Annotated in this window: 21 protein-coding genes and 1 tRNA gene; 13 read left to right on the top strand and 9 right to left on the bottom strand. The window is 72.3% G+C overall.

What is annotated here, in order from left to right; translation table 11 throughout:
- Positions 1-55: 55 nt before the first annotated feature.
- A complete protein-coding gene (locus tag OHB00_RS11795; protein WP_406433980.1) occupies positions 56-757 on the top strand; it encodes a FadR/GntR family transcriptional regulator in 702 nt (233 codons plus the stop codon).
- 2 nt (positions 758-759) lie between these two features.
- Here OHB00_RS11795 and OHB00_RS11790 read toward each other — a convergent pair whose 3' ends face one another.
- The 4 genes from OHB00_RS11790 to OHB00_RS11775 form a co-directional block, all read right to left on the bottom strand.
- A complete protein-coding gene (locus OHB00_RS11790) occupies positions 760-1,161 on the bottom strand; it encodes a YchJ family protein (protein WP_406433978.1) in 402 nt (133 codons plus the stop codon).
- 12 nt (positions 1,162-1,173) lie between these two features.
- Complete coding sequence (locus OHB00_RS11785) at positions 1,174-2,547, bottom strand: M1 family metallopeptidase (RefSeq protein WP_406433976.1); 1,374 nt, start codon at positions 2,545-2,547, stop codon at positions 1,174-1,176.
- Positions 2,548-2,624: 77 nt separating this feature from the next.
- Entirely contained in the window at positions 2,625-6,491 is a 3,867-nt protein-coding gene (locus tag OHB00_RS11780) for a Pls/PosA family non-ribosomal peptide synthetase (RefSeq protein ID WP_406433974.1), read from the bottom strand.
- A 360-nt stretch (positions 6,492-6,851) separates the two neighbouring features.
- On the bottom strand, positions 6,852-7,295 hold the full coding sequence (locus tag OHB00_RS11775) for an ATP-binding protein (RefSeq protein WP_181805838.1): 444 nt from the start codon (positions 7,293-7,295) through the stop codon (positions 6,852-6,854).
- Positions 7,296-7,537: 242 nt separating this feature from the next.
- Between OHB00_RS11775 and OHB00_RS11770 the strand changes: the two genes are divergently transcribed.
- Positions 7,538-8,404 (top strand): helix-turn-helix domain-containing protein, encoded by an 867-nt coding sequence (locus tag OHB00_RS11770; protein WP_406433972.1) that lies wholly within the window; start codon positions 7,538-7,540, stop codon positions 8,402-8,404.
- A gap of 3 nt (positions 8,405-8,407) precedes the next feature.
- Entirely contained in the window at positions 8,408-8,647 is a 240-nt protein-coding gene (locus OHB00_RS11765; RefSeq protein WP_406433970.1) for a DUF397 domain-containing protein, read from the top strand.
- A gap of 94 nt (positions 8,648-8,741) precedes the next feature.
- Here the strand turns inward: OHB00_RS11765 and OHB00_RS11760 are convergent.
- Positions 8,742-8,829, bottom strand: a tRNA-Leu gene (locus OHB00_RS11760).
- Between the two features lie 211 nt (positions 8,830-9,040).
- Here OHB00_RS11760 and OHB00_RS11755 point away from each other — a divergent pair.
- From OHB00_RS11755 to OHB00_RS11745, 3 genes are all read left to right on the top strand, one after another.
- Positions 9,041-10,366, top strand: a complete 1,326-nt coding sequence (locus tag OHB00_RS11755; RefSeq protein ID WP_406433968.1) for a M20/M25/M40 family metallo-hydrolase — start codon at positions 9,041-9,043, stop codon at positions 10,364-10,366.
- Between the two features lie 145 nt (positions 10,367-10,511).
- Complete coding sequence (gene chpH / locus OHB00_RS11750) at positions 10,512-10,745, top strand: chaplin ChpH (RefSeq protein ID WP_406433966.1); 234 nt, start codon at positions 10,512-10,514, stop codon at positions 10,743-10,745.
- 150 nt (positions 10,746-10,895) lie between these two features.
- Positions 10,896-11,864, top strand: a complete 969-nt coding sequence (locus OHB00_RS11745) for a chaplin (RefSeq protein WP_406433964.1) — start codon at positions 10,896-10,898, stop codon at positions 11,862-11,864.
- A gap of 84 nt (positions 11,865-11,948) precedes the next feature.
- On the opposite strand, the gene OHB00_RS11740 is transcribed toward OHB00_RS11745, so the two are convergent.
- Positions 11,949-12,137, bottom strand: coding sequence for a DUF5703 family protein (locus OHB00_RS11740; protein WP_046732800.1), 189 nt, complete (start codon positions 12,135-12,137; stop codon positions 11,949-11,951).
- A gap of 47 nt (positions 12,138-12,184) precedes the next feature.
- On the opposite strand from OHB00_RS11740, the gene OHB00_RS11735 reads away from it, so the two are divergent.
- The gene (locus OHB00_RS11735) at positions 12,185-12,913 is read left to right on the top strand and encodes a hypothetical protein (protein ID WP_406433961.1); all 729 of its coding nucleotides are present in this window, start codon (positions 12,185-12,187) and stop codon (positions 12,911-12,913) included.
- A 79-nt stretch (positions 12,914-12,992) separates the two neighbouring features.
- Here OHB00_RS11735 and OHB00_RS11730 read toward each other — a convergent pair whose 3' ends face one another.
- Positions 12,993-15,314 carry a helix-hairpin-helix domain-containing protein gene (locus tag OHB00_RS11730; protein WP_406433959.1) on the bottom strand — a complete coding sequence of 774 codons (2,322 nt, stop codon included), beginning with the start codon at positions 15,312-15,314 and terminating at the stop codon, positions 12,993-12,995.
- Positions 15,311-16,294: an aldo/keto reductase gene (locus OHB00_RS11725; protein WP_406433957.1), complete on the bottom strand. Its 984-nt coding sequence runs from the start codon at positions 16,292-16,294 to the stop codon at positions 15,311-15,313. Before OHB00_RS11725 ends, OHB00_RS11730 begins: the two co-directional genes overlap by 4 nt.
- 282 nt (positions 16,295-16,576) lie before the next feature.
- On the opposite strand from OHB00_RS11725, the gene OHB00_RS11720 reads away from it, so the two are divergent.
- Both OHB00_RS11720 and OHB00_RS11715 read left to right on the top strand, forming a co-directional pair.
- Complete coding sequence (locus tag OHB00_RS11720) at positions 16,577-17,632, top strand: LLM class F420-dependent oxidoreductase (protein WP_406433955.1); 1,056 nt, start codon at positions 16,577-16,579, stop codon at positions 17,630-17,632.
- A gap of 228 nt (positions 17,633-17,860) precedes the next feature.
- Positions 17,861-18,649, top strand: coding sequence for a ferritin-like domain-containing protein (locus OHB00_RS11715; protein ID WP_406433953.1), 789 nt, complete (start codon positions 17,861-17,863; stop codon positions 18,647-18,649).
- Positions 18,650-18,671: 22 nt separating this feature from the next.
- Here OHB00_RS11715 and corA read toward each other — a convergent pair whose 3' ends face one another.
- Positions 18,672-19,673: a magnesium/cobalt transporter CorA gene (corA, locus tag OHB00_RS11710; protein WP_406433951.1), complete on the bottom strand. Its 1,002-nt coding sequence runs from the start codon at positions 19,671-19,673 to the stop codon at positions 18,672-18,674.
- Between the two features lie 62 nt (positions 19,674-19,735).
- Here corA and OHB00_RS11705 point away from each other — a divergent pair, with 62 nt between their 5' ends.
- From OHB00_RS11705 to mshC, 4 genes are all read left to right on the top strand, one after another.
- Entirely contained in the window at positions 19,736-20,422 is a 687-nt protein-coding gene (locus tag OHB00_RS11705; RefSeq protein WP_406433949.1) for a histidine phosphatase family protein, read from the top strand.
- Positions 20,423-20,524: 102 nt separating this feature from the next.
- Complete coding sequence (locus OHB00_RS11700; protein WP_406433947.1) at positions 20,525-21,115, top strand: DUF3090 domain-containing protein; 591 nt, start codon at positions 20,525-20,527, stop codon at positions 21,113-21,115.
- A complete protein-coding gene (locus tag OHB00_RS11695) occupies positions 21,079-21,894 on the top strand; it encodes an SCO1664 family protein (RefSeq protein ID WP_406433945.1) in 816 nt (271 codons plus the stop codon). The genes OHB00_RS11700 and OHB00_RS11695 overlap by 37 nt, the downstream gene beginning before the upstream one ends.
- Positions 21,895-21,986: 92 nt before the next feature.
- Entirely contained in the window at positions 21,987-23,216 is a 1,230-nt protein-coding gene (mshC, locus tag OHB00_RS11690; protein ID WP_406433943.1) for a cysteine--1-D-myo-inosityl 2-amino-2-deoxy-alpha-D-glucopyranoside ligase, read from the top strand.
- The last annotated feature ends 125 nt before the right edge of the window (positions 23,217-23,341 follow it).

Genomic DNA, 23,341 nt, shown 5'->3' with positions numbered 1-23,341 from the left:
TGTGACATATAAGTCTGACTTTTTGGCCCCGTGATCCACTCGGTACGCTGAGTGCATGAGCACACCGGGCCGGGGCCTGCACGGCCGAGTACTGGACGCCCTCGGCCCCGCCATCACCGCGGGCGAGTACCCGCCGGGGAGTGTCCTGCGCACCGACGAGCTGGCCCAGCACTTCGAGGTGTCACGTTCCGTGATGCGCGAGGCGGTCCGGGTCCTCGAATCCATGCACCTGGTCGAGTCCCGCCGACGGGTGGGCGTCACCGTCCGCCCCAAGGCCGAGTGGAACGTCTACGACCCGCAGGTCATCCGCTGGCGCCTGGCCGGCGCCGACCGCCCGCACCAGCTGCGCTCACTCACCGTGCTGCGCTCGGCGATCGAGCCGGCGGCGGCCGGCCTGGCTGCGCGGCACGCCACGGCCGCGCAGTGCGCCGAACTCACCGAGTGCGCCCTCGGCATGGTGGCCAACTCACGCGGCCACAAGCTGGAGGCCTACCTCGTCCACGACATGGCGTTCCACCGGGTGATCCTCACCGCGTCCGGCAACGAGATGTTCGCCCGGCTCGGTGACGTCGTCGCCGAGGTCCTCTCCGGCCGCACCCACCACGAAGTGATGTTCGAGGACCCTGACCCGGCCGCCGTCACCCTCCACGTCCAGCTCGCGGAGGCGGTACGCGAGGGCGACGCCCCCCGCGCCGAACAACTGACCCGCGCCATCACGACGGGCGCCCTCCAGGAACTGGACGTCCTGGCGCCGTAGCGCTACTCCCGCGGGAACACCCCGTCCAGATACACCCAGGCTCCGTCGACCCGCTCGAACCGGCTGCGCTCCTCCAGCGAGCCGCCCTCGAAGGACGCCCGGAAGGTCACGGTGCCGGTGGTGTGGAAGGCCGACCCGTCGGCCGTCGCCAGGATCTCCAGGCCGGTCCAGCGCATGCCGGGGTCCAGGCCGAGCCGGGCCGGGCGGGTCCGGGGGTGCCAGGTGCGCAGCAGGTACGGCTCGTCACCTTTCACGAAGGCGCTGTAGCGCGAGCGCATCAACGCCTCGGCCGTGGGCGCCGCCGCCTCACCCCGGTGGAACCGGCCACAGCACTTCTCGTACGTCTCCGCCAGCCCGCACGGGCAGGCGGCGGGGGGCCGCTGCCGGGAGCGTTTCGGTGTCACGGGCCCGCCCCCCTACGCCGACTCGGCGTTGGTGGGCGGCTGGGCCGGGCGGGCCGGGACGGCCGGCGTGGGCAGGGCGGGCAGCGCCGTGCGGTGCACCCAGGCGTCGAGGAGGCCGTCCAGCGGCTCGTCCGCGAACCGGTTGACATGGGCCGTGAACGTCGCCGTCGTCACGGACCCGCCCCGGTGCAGCCCCGCCCACGCGCGCAGCATGTGGAAGAACCGGTCGTCGCCGAGCGCGCAGCGGATCGCGTGCACCGTGACACCGCCCCGCTCGTAGAGGCGGTCGTCGAACATCGACTTCTTGCCGGGAGCGGCGATCCGGATGTCCTGCGGCAGCCCGGACAGCAACCGGTGGGCCGCTGCCGCCAGTTGCTGGGCGCTGCGGCCGCCGGAGCGCTCCGACCACAGCCACTCCGCGTACTTGGCGAGCCCCTCGTTCAGCCAGATGTGCCGCCAGTCGGCGATGGACACGCTGTTGCCGAACCACTGGTGGGCGAGTTCGTGCGCCACCAGCCGCTCCGAACCCCGCGCCCCGTCCACGTGGTTGACGCCGAACAGCGACAACCCCTGGGCCTCGACGGGGACATCGAACTCCTCGTCGGCGACGACCACCGCGTACTCGTCGAAGGGGTACGGTCCGAACAGCCGCTGGAACAGGTCCATCATCGCGGGCTGCCGCGCGAAGTCCCTTGAGAACTCAGGCAGGAGATGCGCCGGTATGTGCCCGTGCATGGGCACCCCGCCGAGGCCGGGGTCGCCCAGCAGCACGGTCTGGAACTTGCCGATCGCGAGGCTCACCAGGTAGCTCGACGTCGGTGCCGCCTGCTCGTACACCCAGGTCGTCGTGGACGCCTTCGTGGTGCGGGTGAGCAGCCGGCCGCCGGCCACCACCGAGTACGCCGACGGGCAGGTGACCGAGAGCAGGTACGACGCCTTGTCGGCCGGCCGGTCGTTGCACGGGAACCAGGAGGGCGCGCCGACCGGCTGGCTGGCCACCAGCGCGCCGTCCGTCAGCTCCTCCCAGCCGATCCCGCCCCACGGGCTGTTCACCGGCTTCGGGTTGCCGGACCAGTGGATCTCCATGGTGAAGGCGGCCCCGGCGCGCAACGGCTTCGCGGGCTTGATCCGCAGCCTGCCGTTCCGGTGCGTCCAGTGCGGCTGACGGCCGTCCACCCGGATCCGGCCGATCTTGAAGTCGGCCAGGTTCAGCTGGAACTCGGACAGGGCCGCCCGGCCCGCGATCGCGTTGATCCGGGCCATGCCGGCCAGCCGATTGGGTCCGGGCCGGTAGTCCAGCGTGAGCTCATAGCGATGCACCCGGTACCGGGCATCGCCGTTGTCCGGGAAATACGGGTCCGGACCCGCTGACTGCTGCACTGCCACTTCCGCGTTCGCTCCCTGCGCTGTGCTCGAACCGTCTCTCGGCGCGCCGACACCCGCGGCCACCGGACGGCCCGCGCTCAGGGACGCCATGCCTCGATCGGATTGCCGAGCCAGCGGGTGTCGTCGGGAACCGACTCCGCCGCCATGACGAGCGACGCGGGCCCGAGGGTGGTACGGGCCCCGATCGTGCTGCCGGGCAGCACGATCCCGCCAGGACCCAGTGTGGCGCCCTCACGGAGAACCACAGTATCCGTCCGCAAGATCCGGTCGTGGAAGAGGTGAGTCTGCAGCACACAGCCGCGGTTCACCGTGGTCGCGTCCTCCAGGGTCACCAGATCCGTCTCCGGAAGCCAGTAGCTCTCCACCCAGACCCCCTTGCCGATGCGCGCCCCGAGGCCGCGCAGAAAGGCCGTCATCACAGGGGTACCCGGAACCGAGCCGGCCAGCCACGGCACCGCCAGCACCTCGACGAACGTGTCCGCCAGCTCGTTGCGCCACACGAACGAGCTCCACAGCGGATGCTCCCCGCTGCGGTGCCGCCCGACCAGCACCCATTTGGCCACCACGCAGACCAGGCCCGCGGCCGCACCGGCACCCAGCAGCACCAGCCCCGACAGCAGCGGCGCCCACGCGCCCAGCGCGCACAGCGCGGCCACCGTCAGCCCGGCCAGCGCCGCCGAGCACAGCACCGGCACGATCCTGCACGTCTCCACCAGCGCCCGCGCCCACAGCAGCCGCGCCGGCGGCTCGTAGGTCCGGCTCTGGTCGCCGTCGGCGGCGCTGCGCGGCAGCTTCACCGGCGGCAGCCCCAGGTACGACGTGCCCTTCTTCGCCTTCTTGGGCGTCGCCGACAGCACACCCACCAGACCGCCGTCCGGCACACTGCGGCCCGGCGCGGTCATCCCGGAGTTCCCGAGGAACGCCCGCCGCCCGATCTGCGCGCGCCCGATCCGCACATACCCGCCGCCCAGCTCGTACGGCGCGGTCAGCGTGTCGTCGGCCAGGAACGCGCCCTCGCCGACCGTCGTCAGGCTCGGCAGCGCGAGCACGGTCGAGACCTCGGCGCCCTTGCCGATCCGCATCCCGAGCAACCGCAGCCACACCGGCGTGACCAGGCCGGCGTACAGCGGGAACAGGGTCTCGCGGGAGCGGTCCATCAGCTGGGACACCGTCCACGCCTGCCAGCCGGTCCTGCTGTGCGTCGGGTAGGTGCCGGCGCGCAGCCCCAGGCTCAGCAGCCGTACCGAGACGAGGACCAGCAGCGCGTACGCCAGCCCGAACGCCAGCGTGGCCGGGACCAGCGCGGCCGCCGCGCCCCGCAGGGCCTCGGCCAGGCCGTCCCCGGGAGCCACGAAACGCCCGGCGACCAGGAGCGCGGCGGCCCCCGCCAGCACCGGCAGCGCGCTGAGCGCGAAGCCCGTCAGGCCGTACATCACCCGCCAGTAGGTGCCGCGCTGCGGCCGCTGCTCGGGCCAGTTCCGCTTGGCCTTGCCCAGCTTGACCGCCGGGGCGCCGGCCCAGCGCTGGCCGGTCGGGATCTGCCCGGTGACCGCGGAGCCGGGGGCCACCTCGGCACGCTTGCCGACGCGGGCGCCCGGGAAGACCATGCTGCGCGTCCCGACGACCGCGTGGGCGCCGATCCGGACCGGGCCGATCACCAGCCGGTCGCCGTCCAGCCAGGAGCCGGACAGGTCCACCTCGGACTCCACGGCCGCGCCCCGCCCGATCCTGAGCAGGCCGGTGACCGGCGGCAGCGAGTGCAGGTCCACCTCGGGACCGATCTTGGCCCCCAGCGCTCGCGCGTACCGCTCCAGCCAGGAGCCGGTCAGCGTGGTCGCCCCGGTGAACTCGGCCAGCCGCTCGGCCGCCCACAGCCGCAGGTGCACGGAGCCGCCGCGCGGGTACGTGCCGGGTTTCACGCCCCGCAGCAGCAGCCGCGCGCCGCCGGCCGAGACCGCGATCCGGCCGGGCGGGGTGAACAGCACCACGGCCCCGAGGGCGACCAGCCACCAGGGCGCGGTGGGCAGCCAGCCGTAGCCGCCCAGCACATTGCCGAGCGCGGCCAGCACCACCGTCCAGCGCAGCCCGAGCAGGGTGAACAGCGGGAGGAGCAGCAGCAGCTGCACGGACTGGGCGGTGCGGGGCACGGGCGCGATCGTGCGCTCGGCGCCGTCGTCCTGCGCGGAGTCTTCCAGCCGGCGGGCCAGCTTGCGCAGCACCGGCTGCTGGTAGATGTCGAGGACGGCCGCGCTGGGGTGGCGGGTGCGCAGCCGGGTGGTGAGCTGGGCGGCGGACAGGCTGCCGCCGCCGATCGCGAAGAAGTCGTCGGAGGCACTGCTCACCGGGATGCCGAGGACCTCGGTCCACTGCTCGGCGAGCCAGGCCTCGGTGCCGTACAGCTGCTCGGCCGGGCCGCCCGTCTCCAGGCCCTCCAGAGGCCAGGGAAGGGCGTTGCGGTCGACCTTGCCGGAGGTGCGGGTGGGCAGCTCGGCGACCGGCGCCAGCAGCGGGACGAGGGCCGCGGGCAGCTCGGCACGCAGCTTCTCGACGGCGGCCGCGTGGTCCCAGCCGTCCTGGGTGACCACATAGCCGACCAGGAGCTGGTTGCCGCTGCGCGCGGTCCGTACGGCCGCCGCCGCGCCCGCGGCGCCGGGGAGCGCCTGGAGGGCCGCGTCGACCTCGCCGAGCTCGATCCGGCGCCCACCGAGCTTGATCTGCTCGTCGGCACGCCCGAGGAAGACCAGCCCCTCGCGGTCGGCGCGCACCAGGTCACCGCTGCGGTACGCCCGCTCCCAGCCCAGCGACCGAAGGGGCGCGTACTTCTCCGCATCCTTCTCGGCGTCGAGGTACCGGGCGAGGCCGACCCCGCCGATCACCAGCTGGCCGCTCTCGCCCATCGCCACGGGCACGCCCGCGTCGTCCACGACGGCCAGCTCCCAGCCGTTCAGCGGCAGCCCGATGCGGATCGGCTCCTCGCCGGTCATCAGGGCCGCACAGGCGACCACGGTGGCTTCGGTGGGGCCGTAGGTGTTCCAGACCTCACGGCCCTCGGTCACCAGGCGCTGTGCCAGCTCGGGCGGGCAGGCCTCGCCGCCGAAGATCAGCAGGCGGACGTCGTTGAGCGTCTCGGGCTCCCAGAGGGCGGCGAGGGTGGGCACGGTCGAGACGACGGTGATCTCCTGCTCGACCAGCCAAGGGCCGAGGTCGGCGCCGCTGCGCACCTGGGAGCGCGGCACGGGCACCAGGCAGGCGCCGTAGCGCCAGGCCAGCCACATCTCCTCGCAGGAGGCGTCGAAGGCCACGGAGAGGCCCGCCATGACCCGGTCACCGGGCCCGATCGGCTCCTCGGCCAGGAACAGCGCGGCCTCGGCGTCCACGAAGGCCGCGGCGCTGCGGTGGGTGACGGCCACGCCCTTGGGCCTGCCGGTGGAACCGGAGGTGAAGATGATCCACGCGTCGTGCTCGGTGCCGGGGCGGCCGGCGGGCTCCGCGGAGTCGCGGCGGACGTCGATGTGCAGCCCCGCGCCGAGGACGGCCGCCACCTCCGCCTCGCCGAACACCAGGGCGGCCCGCTCGTCCGGGTCCTCGGCGTCGACAGGCACGTAGGCGGCCCCGGCCGCGAGAACGCCGAGCACGGCCACATACAGGTCGTTGGTCCCGGAGGGAACCCGCACGCCCACCCGGTCCCCGAGCCCGACCCCGGCCTCGGCGAGCCGCCGGCGCAGCCGCGCCACCTCGACGGCGAGTGCGCGGTAGGTGAGCTGGGCGGTGCCGTCGTCGAGCGCGGGCTCGTCCGGGTGAGCCCGTACCGTTGCTTCGAACACGTCCACGAGCGTGCGCGGCGAGGCCGCCACCCCGGCCGAGAACCGTGCGGTGTCCCCGAACTCCTCGCGGATCTCTTCGTCGAGCAGGCCGAGAGCACTGCTCCCGTCAATGGCTGCCATCCGGTCCTCGCGTCTCGTTCCCGGAACCCTCCGGGGCGCCGGCGGGTCCCCAGGTCTGCCTGGGGTTATCCGGCTCCGGCTGGGTAACAAGCCGGAAATATTAGTACGACGCTAGGCTCCCGCTCCTCCGACGGCCACCCGAAGGCGGCCGTTCGGAGCACTTCCTTGAATCTTGAGCAACCTCTGACCAGGGATTATCCGCTCCCGGCGAGAGATGGGCCACACAGCGTGAGGCAGGTCAACTCCACGTGTCCGGCGGCCTGTACGACAACGGCCGGTCCGCGGCGAGGAGAGAGGGGAGAGCGCCGCGGAGCCGGCCGTCACCGTGGGGGCGGAGAAAACGTCACAGGGCGCCGGGCGTCACGCGGCGCTCACCTCGGCCCAGATGGACTTGCCCCAGGGCAGATTGCCCACGCCCCAGCGGCCCGAGCAGAGCGCGTCGAGGATGAGCAGACCGCGCCCGCGGTCCCGTTCCACCGAGATGGGACGCAGCCGGGGATGGCGGCCCAGCGGGTCGTGCACCTCGACCCGGGTCCGGGAGCCGTCGGTGTCGATGACGAGGCGCACCGGGTCGTCCGGATCGGTCTCGTAGCGCAGGGAGTTGGTGACCAGCTCACAGGTGACCAGGGCGACCGCGTCGATGTGGTCGCGGGAGGCGTCGGGGGTGTGGTGCGCGATGAAGTCGCTCACGAACAGTCGGGCGGCCTTGGCCGACTGAGGCTCGCTGGCCAGTAACAGAACCGGCGGCGGGGCGACTTGCAGGGCGCGGGGTTCGGTCGTGGTGCTCCGCTGGCGTTCGATCATGTGCATCCCCTCACGGGCATGTCCCAACGCAGGCACGGTGGTTCGCCATGCGAGTGCGGTCACTGTCGTATTTCCCGGATTCATGGTGCCTTCACAGCACAGTCGATCGCAATACGTCCCACGAGATGTGAAATATTGCGCATCGAGTCGAGAGAGTTGCGGCACAAGTCGTCAGCCGGTGGCGGGGGTCGGGGCGGCACGGGCAGACTGTCGGGCAGTTCACCGGAGAGAAGGGGGAATCCGTGAGCACGCCCACGGTGCGCCGGCGTCGGCTCGGTGCGAAGTTGCGCGAACTGCGCGGCGAACTCACCCTCGACGAGGTCGCCGAGCACTCCGGAGGCGCGTTCGTCTCGTCCAAGCTGTCCCGGATGGAGACCGGCAAGACGGCCCCCAAGGCAGCGGACATCCAGGCGCTGCTCCACCTCTACGGCGAACTCGGCCGTGACGTCAGCGACGAGCTGCGCGCGGCCCTGATCACGCTCACCAAGGAGGGCGGCAGGCGCGGCTGGTGGCACTCGTACCGGGGTGTCCTCACCCCGGTGTACGAGGACCTGATCAGCCTGGAGGCGGAGGCCGAGACGGTCTCCACCTGGCAGCTGGGCATGGTCCCCGGACTGCTCCAGACCGCCGAGTACGCCCGCGAGATCATCCGGGCGACCGCCATGTCCGAGGCGGTCGAGGCACGGGTCGACGCGCTCGTCGAGGTACGGCTGGCACGCCAGGCCGTCCTCACCCGGGACAGCGACCCGCTGGCGCTCTGGGCGATCATCTCCGAACAGGCCCTGCGCTCCACCACCGAGGATCCCGCCCTGATGTACGAGCAGTTGGGGCGCCTGCTTACGATGGGGCGACGCCCGAACATCAACATCCAGGTGTTGAGATCGGACGCTCCCCTGCACGCCGGGCTCACCGGCACCTTCAGCATCCTGGGCTTCGGTCCGCACACGGATCTGGACGTCGTCCACCAGGAAGGGCTGACCTCCGCCCTGTACATCGAGGAACGTGATCGGGTCTCCACGCACCGGGCCGCGTGGCAACGCCTCACGTCTGCCGCCGAGTCCGTCGAGGCGTCGGTGGAACTGATCACCCAGATAAGGAAGAACGAATAAGGAATGAAGCACGCTGACGACGCGTCGACTCTGCCGGTGATCTGGTGGAAGTCCTCGGCGTCCGCATCACAGTCCGACTGCGTGGAATGCGGGATCGTCGACGAGGCGACGGTCGCCGTCCGCGACAGCAAGTGGCCCGACGGGCCCGCGCTCCTGCTGGACCGCGCCACGCTCCGTGCGTTCACCTCCGCCGTCGCCCTCCGTGACGGCCGAATAGGCGGCCTCCCGGGCGGCCTCGGCTGAGACAGCGGCGCGCCCACCGCGAGGTGGTCGCCCGCACTCGGCCCCGCACTCTGCCCGAAAACCAAGAAACCCCTGCTCAGCAGGGGTTTCTTCGTGGTGTCCGAGGGGGGACTTGAACCCCCACGCCCGATAAAGGGCACTAGCACCTCAAGCTAGCGCGTCTGCCATTCCGCCACCCGGACAAGGTGTCTGTCGTGCGAAGACTTCCGTGTGGGCTTCCCTCGCGGCGACGGAGGAAACACTACCAGGCTTTCGGGGGCGGCCGATCACACCCCGTTCCGGGGCCCGTGGGCGTGAACGGCGTGTGACGGGCCGGGACCGGCCTTGGGCCCGGGCCGGGAAGGGAGAGAGGATGGCGGGGACCGGCCGGCAGTGACAGCAGGAGGAATCAGCGTGAGCGAGACGGACACGGCCAAGGGCGTCACCGGCGAGGACGAGGTGGTGGACCTCTGCCGCGAGCTGATCCGGTTCGACACCAGCAACTACGGCGACCACTCCGGTCCCGGCGAACGCAAGGCCGCCGAGTGGGTCGCCGAGAAGCTCGCCGAGGTCGGCCTGGAGCCCAGGATCTTCGAGTCCCACCCGGGCCGCGCCTCCACGGTGGCCCGCATCGAGGGCGCGGACCCGTCCCGGCCCGCCCTGCTGATCCACGGTCATCTCGACGTCGTACCGGCCAACGCCGACGACTGGACCCACCACCCCTTCTCCGGCGAGATCGCGGACGGGTGCGTGTGGGGCCGGGGCGCTGTCGACATGAAGGACATGGACGCCATGACCCTGGCGGTCGTACGGGACCGGCTGCGCAGCGGCCGGAAACCGCCCCGGGACATCGTGCTGGCCTTCCTCGCCGACGAGGAGGCCGGGGGCACCTGGGGCGCCCGGCACCTGGTCGACAACCACCCGGACCTCTTCGACGGCGTCACGGAGGCGATCAGCGAGGTCGGCGGCTTCTCCTTCACGGTCAGCGAGCAGCGCCGGCTCTACCTCGTCCAGACCGCCGAGAAGGGCATGCACTGGATGAAGCTGAAGGTGGCCGGCACCGCCGGGCACGGCTCGATGATCCACCGCGACAACGCGATCACCGAGCTGTCGGAGGCCGTGGCCCGGCTCGGCCGGCACAGGTTCCCGGTACGGGTCACCAAGACCACCCGGGCCTTCCTCGACGAGCTGGGTGACGCGCTCGGCACCGAGCTGGACCCGGAGGACATGGAGTCGACGCTGGCCCGGCTCGGCGGCATCGCCAAGCTGATCGGCGCGACCCTCAGCAACACCGCCAATCCCACCCAGCTGAACGCCGGTTACAAGGTCAACGTCATCCCCGGCGAGGCCACCGCGCACGTGGACGGCCGCTTCCTGCCCGGTCACGAGGAGGAGTTCCTCGCCGACCTGGACCGGATCCTCGGCCCGAACGTGGTCCGCGCCGACGTGCACTCCGACAAGGCGCTGGAGACCAGTTTCGACGGGGCCCTGGTGGAGGCCATGCAGTCCTCGCTGCTCGCCGAGGACCCGACCGCGAAGGCGATCCCCTACATGCTCTCCGGCGGCACCGACGCCAAGTCCTTCGACGACCTCGGCATCCGCGGCTTCGGCTTCGCGCCGCTCAAGCTGCCGCCGGAGCTGGACTTCGCGGGCATGTTCCACGGTGTGGACGAGCGGGTGCCGGTGGACGGGCTCCAGTTCGGTGTCCGCGTGCTCGACCGTTTCATCGACGAGTCGTGAAGCCCTGGCTTCAGGTAATCGGGCGGCTGTACGAAGCCGACTGAGAAGAGTGAATGCGACGATAAGCTCGTAGCTCGATTACTCCCTCCTCGTTACTCCAGATGCGATCCGCTACTTGGAATCGCATTGCCAACAAGGAGGAATAATGCTCAAGAAGGTCGTCGCTGCTGCGGCTGCCACTGGTGGTCTGGTTCTCGCGGGTGCGGGCCTGGCCGTCGCCGACTCGGGTGCCCAGGGCGCTGCCGTGGGTTCCCCGGGTGTCGTCTCCGGCAACGTGATCCAGGTTCCCGTGCACGTCCCGGTGAACGTCTGCGGCAACACGATCTCCGTGATCGGGCTGCTGAACCCCGCCTTCGGCAACACCTGCCTCAACAAGTGACGCCGACTCCCTGAGGGGCGTCTTTCCGCCGGCCCCGGAGCGCGCGCCATGCGCTCCGGGGCCGACCGGTTTTTCCGCGGGCTTTTTCCGAATGAACGTCCGTGCGGAATGCAGCAAGGTCAGGATCCGAGGCAGGGGGGAATTCAGAAAATGCGACAGGGTACCCGCAAGGGCCTTATGACAGTGGCCGCGGCGACCGGTGTGATCGCCGCGGCAAGCGGATACGCCCACGCCGACTCGGGGGCCGTCGGCTCGGCCACCGACTCACCCGGCGTGCTCTCCGGCAACACCGTGCAGGCGCCGGTGCACGTGCCGGTGAACGTCTGCGGCAACACCGTGAACGTCGTCGGCGCCCTCAACCCGTCGATGGGCAACAAGTGTGCCGACCGCGGCCCCGGCGGCGGTCCTTCGACGGGCTACGGCGACACCGCAGGACACGGCGTCCACCGCGGGCACGGCGGCTCGCACGCCGGGGGCCACACCGCGGGCTCGCCCGGTGTCGGTTCGGGCAACACCGTGCAGGCGCCGATCGACGTCCCGGTCAATGTCTGCGGCAACAGCGTCAACGTCATCGGCGTCGGCAACACCGCCGTCGGCAACGAGTGCTCCGACGGCGGGGGTTACGGACACGGGGGCCACCCCGGGCACCCCGGCGGCGGTCACCCCACGCAGCCGCCCGGGCACGGCGGGCACGGCGGGCATGGCGGGCATGGCGGGCATGGAGGTCACGGAGGTCACGGCGGCCACGGAGGTCACGGCGGCCACGGACCCGGCACGCCTCCTGGCCACGGAGGCCACGGCAGCACCCCACCCGGGACGCCGGGGACCCCTGGCACGCCGGGACAGCCGGGGACGCCGGGCCACCCGGGGACGCCGGGTCATCCGGGGCAGCACCCTGGCACGCCTCCCGCCCACTCCGGGAACACCACCGTTCCGACCGGTACCCACGGCTCCGGCCTCATCCACCCGCTGGGCAGCGCCTCGGTGAGTGCGCCGGTCGCCGCCCCGCAGCTCGCGCACACCGGCAGTGACCTGCCGCTGGGCCTCGCGCTCCCGGCGGGCGCGGGCGCGCTGCTCGCGGGCGCGGTGCTGTACCGCAGGGCGCGCGCAGCGGCGTAGCGCACGGACGGTGACGCACCGGCGGCGATGCGTGGAACGGGACGGGCCCCGCGTCGCGGGGCCCCTTCCGTCAGTCGGCCAGTCTCACCATGTGGCACGCACCTGGCGGATGATCCGCCGGCGCAACCGCACCCTGCGGCTGCCGTCGCGCATGAGGCTCAGTCGGTCCAACTCCCAGTGTCCGTACTCGGCATGGTCCGTCAGCAGACGTGTGGCTTCCTTGCGGGACACCCCGCGAGGTACGTACACGTCGACAAATTCGTATTCCGGCATCGCATCTATTGTGCGGGCTGGTGCCCGGTACGGATAGCGTCTGCACTATGTCTGATGCTGCGCAGCCCACCGCTGCCGAGGTACGCGCCGCCGCCGAGGCGGTCAAGACCGCGCTCGACCGCCATCTGGCCGCGGTCGAACGCAGGTCGGGGGAGGACGACCCGGCTGTCTACGAGGCGTTCAACCAGCTGGCCGCGGCCGCCGAGGTCTACGACGAGCTTCTCTACGACCGCTACGACGAGGTCACGCCCTTCGAGATCCCCGGTACGGACGACTCGCTGCCGCCGTACGCGGGCCCCGAGGAACCGAACGCGATCAGCGTGCTGATCCGCCGCGACTACGCCGTGGCCGAACCACAGCGGCTGCTGGCACAGGCGCAGCGGGTCGAGGCGGCGGAGTACGACGACGGCCCCGGCGCGGACGAGGACGCCGCCGGCACGATCCACGGGGCGCTGGGGGTCCTCTTCGGCGAGTTCGAGCCGGACGAGATCGCCTCCCGGCACAAGGAGTTCGGCCTGGAGGAGGGCGACTCCACGCTGTGGGTGACCGCGGCGGACGAGCCGGCCGAGCCCGGCGAGTGGCTGGAGACGCCCTTCGAGGGGGTCGATCCGCAGCGGGTGGTGTGCCGCTTCGACGTCAGCGCCGTCTTCGACGACGAGGACGCGGACGGCCAGGACGCGGACGGCGAGGACGCCGGGGACGCCGGCGAACTGGACGACGACCTCGACCTGGACGAGGACGAGGACCTGGAGCCGTTGGACGCTGCCGAGCGCTGATTCTCCCGCCGGCCGACGGTGCCTTCCGGACTCGGTCCGGACGGGCGTCGTCGGCCGGCGCCGTTGCGGCTGATCGCCGTCAGGTCGCGGTCGGCACCTGGGTCTTCAGCAGGAGCGGGAGGCGGGTGGTGCGGGGCTTCGGCAGGGTCTCGGCCACCGCCTTCGGCAGAGCCTGATCCACGCCGTGGACCACCGACAGATGACGCTCCGCCCTGCTGAACGCCGTGTACACCCAAGGTCGGCTCAGCGACTGGACCGCGTCACCCGGCAGCACCACAACCGCCGCCGGCCAGCGGCTGCCGGCCGCCTGGTGGGCGGTCACGGCCCAGCCGTGACGGACGGACTGCTCCACCCGATCCTTCGGTACGACCACGGGCGCACCCGCGCACGACAGGTGCAGCCCGTCGGCGTCGGCCTTCACCACCTGGCCCCAGGCCGTACGGCCCGGCGCGGGGGAGTAGGCGATACGGTCACCCGGGTCGAAGCCGCCGAAGCGGCCGGGGCCGGGATTGAGCCGTTCCTTGAGGGCGGTGTTGAGGGCTCGGGTGCCCGCCGCCCCGCCGTGGCCCGGGGTGATCACCACGGTCTGCTCGGCGGGGACGCCGATCGCTCGCGGGACGGAGTCGGCGACCAGCTGCACCGTGCGGTGCACCGCCTCGCCCGCGTCCCGCACCGGCACGATCACGACCTCCTTGCCGGGCGCCTCGACCTGGGTGAGCTCGCCGACGCCGATCCCGGAGACCAGCTCGCCGAGCGGGCCGGGGTCGGGCGTGCGGGAGGCGATCTGCGGGCAGACGCGGGCCGCCAGCAGGTCGGCGAAGACCCGCCCGGGCCCCGCGGACCACAGCACCGCCGGGTCCCCGCTCAGCACCAGCCGGGCCCCGTCGGGCAGCGCCTCCACGAGCATCGCGGCGCCCTCCACGTCCAGCTGGGGCGCGTCCAGCACGATCAGCAGGTCGAGGTCCAGGGCACCGTCCGCGTCCCGGCCGGGGCCCGCGGCGCCGGCCAGCAGTTCGGCGACGGTGCCGACGGCTCCTTCGCCGCCGGTGAGGCGCCGGCGGCCGTCGGGGGTGTGGGTGGCGGCGAAGGCGCGCAGTCCGGCGGCGCGGGCGGCGGTCAGCAGGGCCGCGGGTTCGGCGCGGGCCGCCTCGCCGCCCGTGTGCAGCACCAGGCCGTGCCCGGCGACCGCCCGCGCCAGCTCGGCGCCGCCGCGGGAGGCCGCCGCCGCGGCCGCCTCCCAGGGCTCCGAGGCGTCCTTGGCGAGGGAGTTGACGAGCCGGGCCAGCCCGTCGGCGAGGCTCTCCTCGGCGAGTGCGTACCGCTCCAGGGCGACCAGGACCCGGACCGGCCGCTCCTCCTCGTCGTCCTCGGGCTCCGGGGCGCCCGGATCCAGGGCGTCCTGGAAGACCAGCGCCTCGCCCTCCGCGAGCACGCTCTGCACGGCAGCCTCCGGGTCGGGCACCGCACGCTGGGCCAGCGCGGCGGTGAGCGCCGGCATCTCCAGCGCGGTGTGCCCGGCCACGGCGGCCTGTTCGAGCAGCCAGCCGGTCACCGCCCGGCCGCGCCGCTCGTCGTCCGGACCGCACTGGTCACCGAGCAGCGCCCGCGCGAACCCGTCGGCCTGGTCGGGCCGCACGCCGGTGACCCGGAGCAGCTGCCAGGGGTCCTCCCGGAGCAGCGTGTCCGCGCCCTCGCCGAGGGCGGCGGCGACCTGAGGCGCGAGCGACTCGGGCGCACCGCCGTCTGCCAGCACCCCGCGCACCGCCGTGACCGCCCCCGCGGCAGGCAGGCCGGGCACGCCGGGCACCGGGGAGGCGGGCGCAGGCTGCGGCCGACGGACGGGCTCGGGCTCGGGCGCCCGGCGCGGCGCCGGTTCCGCGAAGACGGTGGCCGCCGGCTTCTCCCCGCTCTCCACCGCCCGGATCGCCGCGAGCAGGTCCGCCGCCTTCCCGCTGAGCTTGGTCCCGCTCTCGATCGGCCCCGCCTTCTCGGCCTTGCGCCGGGCGATCCGCTCCCGCTCCACCCGCTGAGCAGCCAGCTCGGCCTCGGACTCGGACACCTGAGCCGCGCCTTCGGCCCCGTCCTCGCCGCCGCTGCCCGGGCCGCTCACCGCGGCCTCCTCGCTGCTTCCGGATCCGCCCCCGCCCACGTCACCACCGACCGGTCCAGAGCCACCGGCCGTCGCACCCGCGGCCGCCCTGGAGGAGTCCCCACCGCCGACGGCCCCGCCGCTGCCGCCGTCGCCGTCCGCGCCGTCGGTGTCGGCCGTGCCCGACCCTGCGGTGTCCGGGTCGCCGGACGCGGCCGGGCCGGCAGTGGGGGCTCCGGCCTCCGTCGTCCCCCCGGCCGTCGTGTCCTCGTCGGCCTCGGGCTTGGCGCCCAGCCCCGGCTCCGTGCTCACAGCGTGCTCCAGTCGTGATCGGGATAGCGGTGCACGGGCGCCGACACGTCGTCGAGCGCCCGGCAGATCTCGTCAGGAAGAGTAAGCGCCTCCACTGACAATGCCCCCGCGAGCTGCTGCGCGTTGCGCGCGCCGACGATCGGGGCGGCCACGCCCGGCCGGTCCCGCACCCACGCGAGCGCCACCTGGAGCGGGGTGACCGCGAGTCCGTCCGCCGCCGTCTGCACCGCGTCCACGATCCGGGTGGCGGTGTCGTCGAGGTACGGCTCGACGAACGGCGCCAGATGCTCGGAGGCACCGCGCGAGTCCGGGGGAGTGGAGTGGCGGTACTTCGCGGTCAGCACACCCCGGCCCAGCGGAGAGGACGGCAGCAGGCCGATGCCCAGGTCGAGGGCGGCGGGCAGCACCTCGCGCTCGATGCCGCGCTGGAGCAGCGAGTACTCCAGCTGCGTGCTGGCCAGCCGGGTCCGCGTGCCCGGCGCCGCGAGCTGCCAGGTCGCCGCCTTCGCCAGCTGCCAGCCGCAGAAGTTGGAGATCCCGGCGTAACGGGCACGACCGCTGCTGACCGCCAGGTCGAGGGCCTGGAGGGTCTCCTCCAGCGGGGTGTCCGGGTCGTAGGCGTGTACGTGCCAGACGTCGACGTAGTCGGTGCCGAGGCGGGCCAGGGAGGCGTCGAGCGCGGCGAGCAGATGACCGCGCGAGCCGTCGAAACGCCGGTCGGGGTCGGGGACGCTGCCCGCCTTCGTCGAGATGACCAGGTCCCGGCGCGGCACCAGCCCTTCTATCAGCTGCCCGAGCAGATACTCGGCCTCTCCGTCGCCGTACACGTCCGCGGTGTCGACGAGGGTTCCGCCGGCCTCCCAGAACGCCTTCAGCATGTCCGCGGCGTCGTGCTCGTCGACGTCCCGGCCCCAGGTGAGGGTGCCGAGTCCGATTCTGGACACACGCAGGCCGGTACGGCCGAGATGCCTCTGCTCCATGTCCGCCGACATTACTGGCCAGAGCTGGTGCGTTGGGTTGCCTGTGGATAACCGGTTTCCAGGGCAGAGCAGGTGGGCCGGTCGGCTTCGCCATGGGCTTCGCGCCGTGTCCGGCCGCGAGTCGGCGGGGGCTGAGCGCGCAGTCCCCGCGCCCTGAGGGGCCCTCTCGACGCGCCCGCGCGGCGGAGCCGCATATCGGGCGCTGCCCCGCGCCCCTTTCGGGGCGCCTCACGCTAAGGTCTCTCGCGACAGCGACGTTACTGATCAGTAAGGGGAACGGCCATGCAGCTCGGGATCAACCTCGGTTACTGGGGTGCCGGGATGGACGGGGACAATCTGGCCGTGGCCCAGGAGGCCGAGCGGCTCGGGTACGCCGTGTGCTGGGCCGCCGAGGCCTACGGCTCCGACGCCGCCACCGTGCTCAGCTGGGTCGCCGCCCAGACCGAGCGCATCGACGTCGGCTCGGCCATCTTCCAGATCCCGGCCCGGCAGCCGGCGATGACCGCGATGACCGCCGCGACCCTCGACTCCCTCTCCGGCGGCCGTTTCCGGCTCGGCCTCGGTGTCTCCGGACCGCAGGTCTCCGAGGGCTGGTACGGCGTCAAGTTCGACAAGCCGCTCTCCCGCACCCGCGAGTACGTGGAGATCGTGCGCAGGGCGATGAGCCGGGAACGGCTGTCGTACGAGGGCGAGCACTGGACGCTGCCGCTGCCGGGCGGCCCCGGCAAGCCGATCAAGCTGACCGTGCACCCGGAGCGCGAGCACATCCCGGTCTACATCGCCGCCATCGGCCCGAAGAACCTGGAGCAGACCGGCGAGATCGCCGACGGCGCGCTGCTGATCTTCCCCTCCGCCGGGCACCTGGAGGAGACGGCCGTCAAGTACCTGCGCGCGGGCCGCGAGAAGGCGGGCAGGACCCTCGACGGGTTCGACATCTGCCCGACGCTGCCGCTCGCCGTCGGCGACGACAAGGACGTGGCGACGCTCGCCGACAGCTTCCGGCCCTACACCGCGCTGTACGTCGGCGGCATGGGCAGCCGCAAGCAGAACTTCTACAACCAGCTCGCCCAGCGCATGGGGTACGAGCGGGAGGCGGCCGAGATCCAGGACAAGTACCTGTCCGGGGACAAGAACGGGGCCGCCGCGGCCGTACCGCAGGAGCTGATCGACCAGACCACGCTGCTCGGGTCCGTGGACCGGATCGCCGACCGGATGAAGGCCTACGCGGCCGCCGGGGTCACCACGCTCTCCCTCGCGCCCGCCGGCTTCGCCCTGGACGAGCGGCTCGCCTCGCTGCGGGCCGGCGCCGAGGCCCTGGAGCGCGCGGGGCTCGCGTGAGCACCTGACAAGGGAAGTGGTCCGCGGCCGTGGTGGGGGCTCGGGGGTCTTCCCCGCCACGGCCGTCACCCAGCACAACGCGCCGGACCGCACGCGGTTACGCCCCCGCGGTGACCCCGGCGCTCCTCCTTTCGGCCGAGTGCTCCCGCACCCCTGTTGCAGTGACCCCGATGCGGCATTTGACTCGTTCTTTGCTGGTCTGGTGAGTCCTCCAGAGAGGTGCCCACGATGCTTTCGGCAAGGAGTCTGTTCCAGGAGATCCTCGACAACGACGAGTCCTTCCGGCTCTTCTGCTCCATCGCGGCCGGCGGGGAGTGCCAGGGCGGCTGGGAGAACGGGCGGATCGCCGCGCTGGTGCCGAAGGGCGAACGCGACCTCGCCCCCAAGATCACCCGCCATGGCGCCGACGAGGACAAGCACGGGCGCATCTTCCACGCCCTGCTCAGGAGGCGGGGCCTGACGGCCGTCGCGGTGCCGGCCGACACCGACTACACGATGATCCTGGAACGGCACGGCATCGGGCTCGCCCACGACCGGCTCCGCGCCGACCGGCCGCTCACCGTGCCGGACATCGTGACCTACCTCGCCCACAGCCGGGTCACCGAGCAGCGCGCCGCCGAGCAGATGGCGCTGCTGCGCCGGTACTTCGCCGGCCACCCCGACGTGGGCCGCGCGGTGCGCATGATCTCCGGCGACGAGGACAACCACCTCGCCTACTGCCACGAGGAACTGCTGCGCCTGGCCGCCGCCGGGCACGGCCACGCCATCCAGCGCACGCTCCGCGCGTGCGCCCTCGCCGAGATCCGCGTCTACCGCGACGTCAGCCTCGCCGTCACGGCCCACATGGGCCGCATCCTCGGCTGGCCGACGGCCAAGTCCGCGCTCCTCGCGTTCTGCATCCACGCCGTCTACGCCTACGAACGCGCCACCGGCTGGCGCCGCATGGTCTCCCTGCGGATGCCGGAGCGCAGGAACGCCCTGGGCGGCCCCGCGACCCCGGCCCCCGAGTTCGCCTGAACCCGACCGCCGCAGACGTCCCTCACATCCACCCGCGGCGCTTGAACAGCCGGTACAGCCCCAGCTCCAGCAGCGCCATGATCATGATCACCGCCGGGTACGACCAGAACCAGTGCAGCTCGGGCATGTGGTCGAAGTTCATGCCGTAGATCCCCGCGATCAGTGTGGGGACCGCGGCCATGGCCGCCCACGCGGAGATCTTCCGCATGTCGTCGTTCTGCCGCACGCTCATCTGCGCGAGGTGGGCGTTGAGGACGTCCGACACCAGCCGGTCCAGGGCCTCCACGCTCTCGTTCACCCGCAGCAGATGGTCGTTGACGTCACGGAAGAACGGGCGGGCCTCCTCGTGCACGAAGGGCACCGTCGTGCCGCCGCCGTACGGGCCCGCTCCCGCCAGCTTGGTCATGGGCAACGCCAGTGGCACGGTCGCCCGGCGGAACTCCAGGATCTGCCGCTTGAAGGTGTAGATCCGGGACGCGGTGTGGGAGCCGCCGCCGCTCGGCGAGAACACCTCGGTCTCCAGCTCCTCCAGGTCGTTCTGCAGCTCGGTCGCGACCTCCAGGTAGTGGTCCACTACCGCGTCGGAGATCGAGTGCAGCACCCCCGTCGGACCGTGCTTCAGCATCTCGTGCTGCTCCTCCAGATGCCGCCGGATGTCGCCGAGCGGCGAGGGCGTCCCGTGGCGCACGGTGACCACGAAGGAGTCCCCGATGAAGATCATCAACTCGCCGGAGGTCACCGTGTCGCTCTTCGGCTCGTACGTCACCGGCTTCAGGACGACGAACAGCGAGTCGTCGTAGACCTCCAGCTTGGGCCGCTGGTGGGCGGTCAGGGCGTCCTCGACGGCCAGCGGATGCAGCCCGAACTCGTCGGTGACCAGGCCGAACTCGCGCTCCGTCGGCTCGTACAGGCCGACCCACAGAAAACTGTCGCCACGCGCGCGTGCCTCCGCGAGGGCGTCGGAGAAGTCCTGCGGCGTCTCGGTCCGTTCCCCGTCCCGGTAGATGGCGCAATCCACGATCACGGAGCGTATTCTCCCGTCGCCCGCCCGCCTGCGCACTTCGGCGTGCGCCTACCCTGGGCCGCATGCCCACGCTGATCCTCGTAAGGCACGGACGGTCCACCGCCAACACCTCCGGTGTGCTCGCCGGCTGGACACCGGGCGTCGCCCTCGACGAGCGCGGAGCCGCGCAGGCCGCCGCGCTGCCGGGCCGGCTCGCCGGGCTGCCGGTCTCCGAGATCGTCACCAGCCCGCTGCAGCGCTGCCAGGAGACGGTCCGCCCCCTCCTCGACGCCCGCCCCGAGCTCACCGCCCACACGGACGAGCGGATCGGGGAGGCCCACTACGGCGACTGGTCCGGCCGCAAGCTCGCCGAGCTCAAGGACGAGCCGCTGATGGAGGTCGTCCAGGCCCACCCCTCGGCGGCCGCGTTCCCCGGCGGCGAGTCCATGCGAGCCATGCAGACCCGCGCCGCCGAGGCGGTACGTGAGTGGAACGCGCGCGTGGCGCGTGACCACGGCCCGGACGCCGTCTATCTCATGTGTTCGCACGGTGACATCATCAAATCCCTTGTCGCGGACGCGCTCGGCCTGCATCTCGACCTCTTCCAGCGGATCTCTGTCGAACCGTGTTCCATCACAGCGATCCGTTACACCCGCCTCAGGCCGTTTCTCGTTCGTCTCGGGGACACCGGGGATTTCGCCTCCCTCGCCCCCCGCGAGGAACCTCCCGGGGAAGACGCCCCGGTCGGTGGCGGCGCCGGCGCGCCGTGATCGTCAGCCGCAGTAGGGTGAAGCGATCCACGTAAGCGACCCCACCGGTCGCGTCGTCGCCCTCCCAATGCCACGCACTCTCGATTCCCATGGAGACAGGACGTGTCCCGTCAGGTGTTCCTCTACGATCCGCCGGACCGCTTCGTCGCGGGCACGGTCGGACTGCCCGGACGCCGTACGTTCTTCCTCCAGGCCACGGCCGGCCCCCGGACGACCAGCGTGGCCCTGGAGAAGACCCAGGTCGCCGCGCTCGCCGAACGCATGGACGAACTCCTCGACGAGGTCGTGCGCCGCAGCGGCGGCAACGCCGCCGTCCCCGCCGTCGCACCCAACGAGGTCGCCGACACCGCCCCGCTGGAGACCCCCATCGAGGAGGAGTTCCGCGTCGGCACCATGGCGCTCGCCTGGGACGGCGAGGAAGAGCGCATGATCGTCGAGGCGCAGGCCCTCGTGGAACTGGACGCCGAGTCCGAGGAGGACCTCGCCGAGGCCGAGGAACGGCTCCTCCAGGACGAGGAGAACGGGCCCCCGATGCTGCGGGTCCGGCTGACCGGCGCGCAGGCCAGGGCCTTCGCCAAGCGCGCCCTCGACGTCGTCAACGCCGGGCGGCCGCCGTGCCCGCTGTGCAGCCTCCCGCTCGACCCGGAAGGACACGTATGTCCGCGCCAGAACGGATACCGCCGCGGAGCGTGACCGCCGCCGAGCTGCTCGCCCACGGTGACCTGAAGGTGCGCGGCCGCATCCGCGACGCCTCGAACGCGGCGCTGTTCTGCACGGTCGCGCACGACGGCCAGGAGGCGTCCTGCGTCTACAAGCCGGTCGCCGGGGAGCGCCCCCTGTGGGACTTCCCCGACGGCACCCTCGCGCAGCGCGAGGTGGCCGCCTACGAGGTCGCCGCGGCCACCGGCTGGGACCTCGTCCCGCCCACCGTGCTGCGCGACGGCCCGTACGGCGAGGGCATGGTCCAGCTGTGGATCGACGTCGACCCCGAGGGCGCCGAGCTGCTGGCCCTGGTGGACGCGGAGGAACCGGAGCCCGGCTGGAAGGCCGTCGGGTTCGCCGACGTCGGTGACGGCAGGACGGCCCTGCTGGTGCACGCAGACGACGAACGGCTGCGCCGGCTCGCCGTCCTCGACGCCGTCGTCAACAACGCCGACCGCAAGGGCGGCCACCTGCTGCCCACCGCCGACGGCCGCCTGTACGGCATCGACCACGGCGTCACCTTCAACGTCGACAACAAGCTGCGCACCCTGCTGTGGGGCTGGGCGGGGGAGGAGCTGACCGGCGAGGCCGTCGAGGTCCTCAAGGGGCTGCGCGAGGCCCTCAGGGGGCCGCTGGGGGCCCGGCTGGCCGAGCTGATCACCACCGCCGAACTGGACGCCACGCGCGCGCGTGTCGAGACGTTGCTCACCACCGGAAGGCACCCGGAGCCGAGCGGCGAGTGGCCGGCCATCCCCTGGCCACCGGTATAGCGCTCACCAGCACATTCCGGCCCGGAGATCAAGAGCGTCTTCCCGGTCGTCCGGTTCGTATACCGAACTCGGGTCCGGTTACGCTCATGTACATGCATGCCTGGCCCGCTTCCGAGGTCCCCGCCCTGCCTGGTCAGGGCCGCGACCTGAGGATCCACGACACCGCGACCGGCGGTCCGGTCACCCTCGACCCCGGTCCCGTCGCCCGTATCTATGTCTGCGGCATCACGCCGTACGACGCGACCCACATGGGGCACGCGGCGACCTACAACGCGTTCGACCTGGTTCAGCGCGTGTGGCTCGACACCAAGCGGCAGGTGCACTACGTCCAGAACGTGACGGACGTCGACGACCCGCTGCTCGAACGCGCGCAGCGCGACGGCGTCGACTGGGTCGCCCTCGCCGAGCAGGAGACGACCCTCTTCCGTGAGGACATGACCGCTCTCAGGATGCTGCCGCCGCGGCACTACATAGGCGCGGTCGAGGCCATACCCGGCATCGTGCCGCTGGTCGAGCGGCTGCGCGAGCTCGGCGCGGCCTACGAACTCGAAGGCGACATCTACTTCTCGGTCGAGTCCGACCCCCACTTCGGCAAGGTCTCCGGCCTCGACGCGGCCGCCATGCGGATGCTCTCCGCGGAACGCGGCGGCGACCCCGACCGCCCCGGCAAGAAGAACCCCCTCGACCCCATGCTGTGGATGGCCGCCCGCGAGGGCGAACCCAGCTGGGACGGCGGTTCCCTCGGCCACGGCCGCCCGGGCTGGCACATCGAGTGCGTGGCCATCGCCCTCGACCACCTCGGCATGACCTTCGACGTCCAGGGCGGCGGCTCCGACCTGGCCTTCCCGCACCACGAGATGGGCGCCTCGCACGCCCAGGTGCTCACCGGCGAGTTCCCGATGGCCAAGGCGTACGTCCACGCCGGCATGGTCGCCCTCGACGGCGAGAAGATGTCCAAGTCCAAGGGCAACCTGGTCTTCGTCTCCCAGCTCCGCAGGGACGGTGTCGACCCGGCCGCCATCCGCCTCGCCCTCCTCTCCCACCACTACCGCGCCGACTGGGAGTGGACCGACCAGGTCCTGCGGGACGCCGAGGAACGCCTCGCCCGCTGGCGCGCGGCGGTCTCCCGCCCCGACGGCCCGTCCGCCGAGGCCCTGGTGGAGGAGATCCGCGAGGCCCTGAGCAACGACCTGGACGCCCCGACAGCACTGGCGGCGGTGGACCGCTGGGCAGCCGTACAGAAGGAAGAGGGCGGCACGGACACGGGCGCGCCGGGCGTCGTATCACGCGCGGTGGACGCGCTGCTGGGCGTGGCCCTTTAACAGGCCCCGGCCCCCGCGCCCCTGCTTTCGGGGGCGCGGGGCTGTGTCGATGTGCGGCTCCGCCGCGTGGGCGCGACCGGCCGCAACTCACCCGCACCGAACACACACGGCGCATCCCCGGGCTG

The sequence above is a fragment of the Streptomyces sp. NBC_00631 genome (genome assembly GCF_045206895.1).
GTDB lineage: Bacteria > Actinomycetota > Actinomycetes > Streptomycetales > Streptomycetaceae > Streptomyces.
This window is presented reverse-complemented; position numbering and strand designations above follow the sequence as displayed.

Bases quoted from the DNA above. Each gene is read 5' to 3' on its own strand.
- OHB00_RS11740 (WP_046732800.1), bottom strand. From the start codon at position 12,137: ATGCCGGAATACGAATTTGTCGACGTGTACGTACCTCGCGGGGTGTCC.
- OHB00_RS11715 (WP_406433953.1), top strand. From the start codon at position 17,861: ATGCTTTCGGCAAGGAGTCTGTTCCAGGAGATCCTCGACAACGACGAG.
- mshC (WP_406433943.1), top strand. From the start codon at position 21,987: ATGCATGCCTGGCCCGCTTCCGAGGTCCCCGCCCTGCCTGGTCAGGGC.
- OHB00_RS11705 (WP_406433949.1), top strand. From the start codon at position 19,736: ATGCCCACGCTGATCCTCGTAAGGCACGGACGGTCCACCGCCAACACC.
- OHB00_RS11780 (WP_406433974.1), bottom strand. From the start codon at position 6,491: ATGGCAGCCATTGACGGGAGCAGTGCTCTCGGCCTGCTCGACGAAGAG.
- OHB00_RS11775 (WP_181805838.1), bottom strand. From the start codon at position 7,295: ATGATCGAACGCCAGCGGAGCACCACGACCGAACCCCGCGCCCTGCAA.
- OHB00_RS11725 (WP_406433957.1), bottom strand. From the start codon at position 16,294: ATGGAGCAGAGGCATCTCGGCCGTACCGGCCTGCGTGTGTCCAGAATC.
- OHB00_RS11720 (WP_406433955.1), top strand. From the start codon at position 16,577: ATGCAGCTCGGGATCAACCTCGGTTACTGGGGTGCCGGGATGGACGGG.
- chpH (WP_406433966.1), top strand. From the start codon at position 10,512: ATGCTCAAGAAGGTCGTCGCTGCTGCGGCTGCCACTGGTGGTCTGGTT.
- OHB00_RS11745 (WP_406433964.1), top strand. From the start codon at position 10,896: ATGCGACAGGGTACCCGCAAGGGCCTTATGACAGTGGCCGCGGCGACC.
- OHB00_RS11735 (WP_406433961.1), top strand. From the start codon at position 12,185: ATGTCTGATGCTGCGCAGCCCACCGCTGCCGAGGTACGCGCCGCCGCC.
- OHB00_RS11765 (WP_406433970.1), top strand. From the start codon at position 8,408: ATGAAGCACGCTGACGACGCGTCGACTCTGCCGGTGATCTGGTGGAAG.
- OHB00_RS11695 (WP_406433945.1), top strand. From the start codon at position 21,079: ATGTCCGCGCCAGAACGGATACCGCCGCGGAGCGTGACCGCCGCCGAG.
- OHB00_RS11795 (WP_406433980.1), top strand. From the start codon at position 56: ATGAGCACACCGGGCCGGGGCCTGCACGGCCGAGTACTGGACGCCCTC.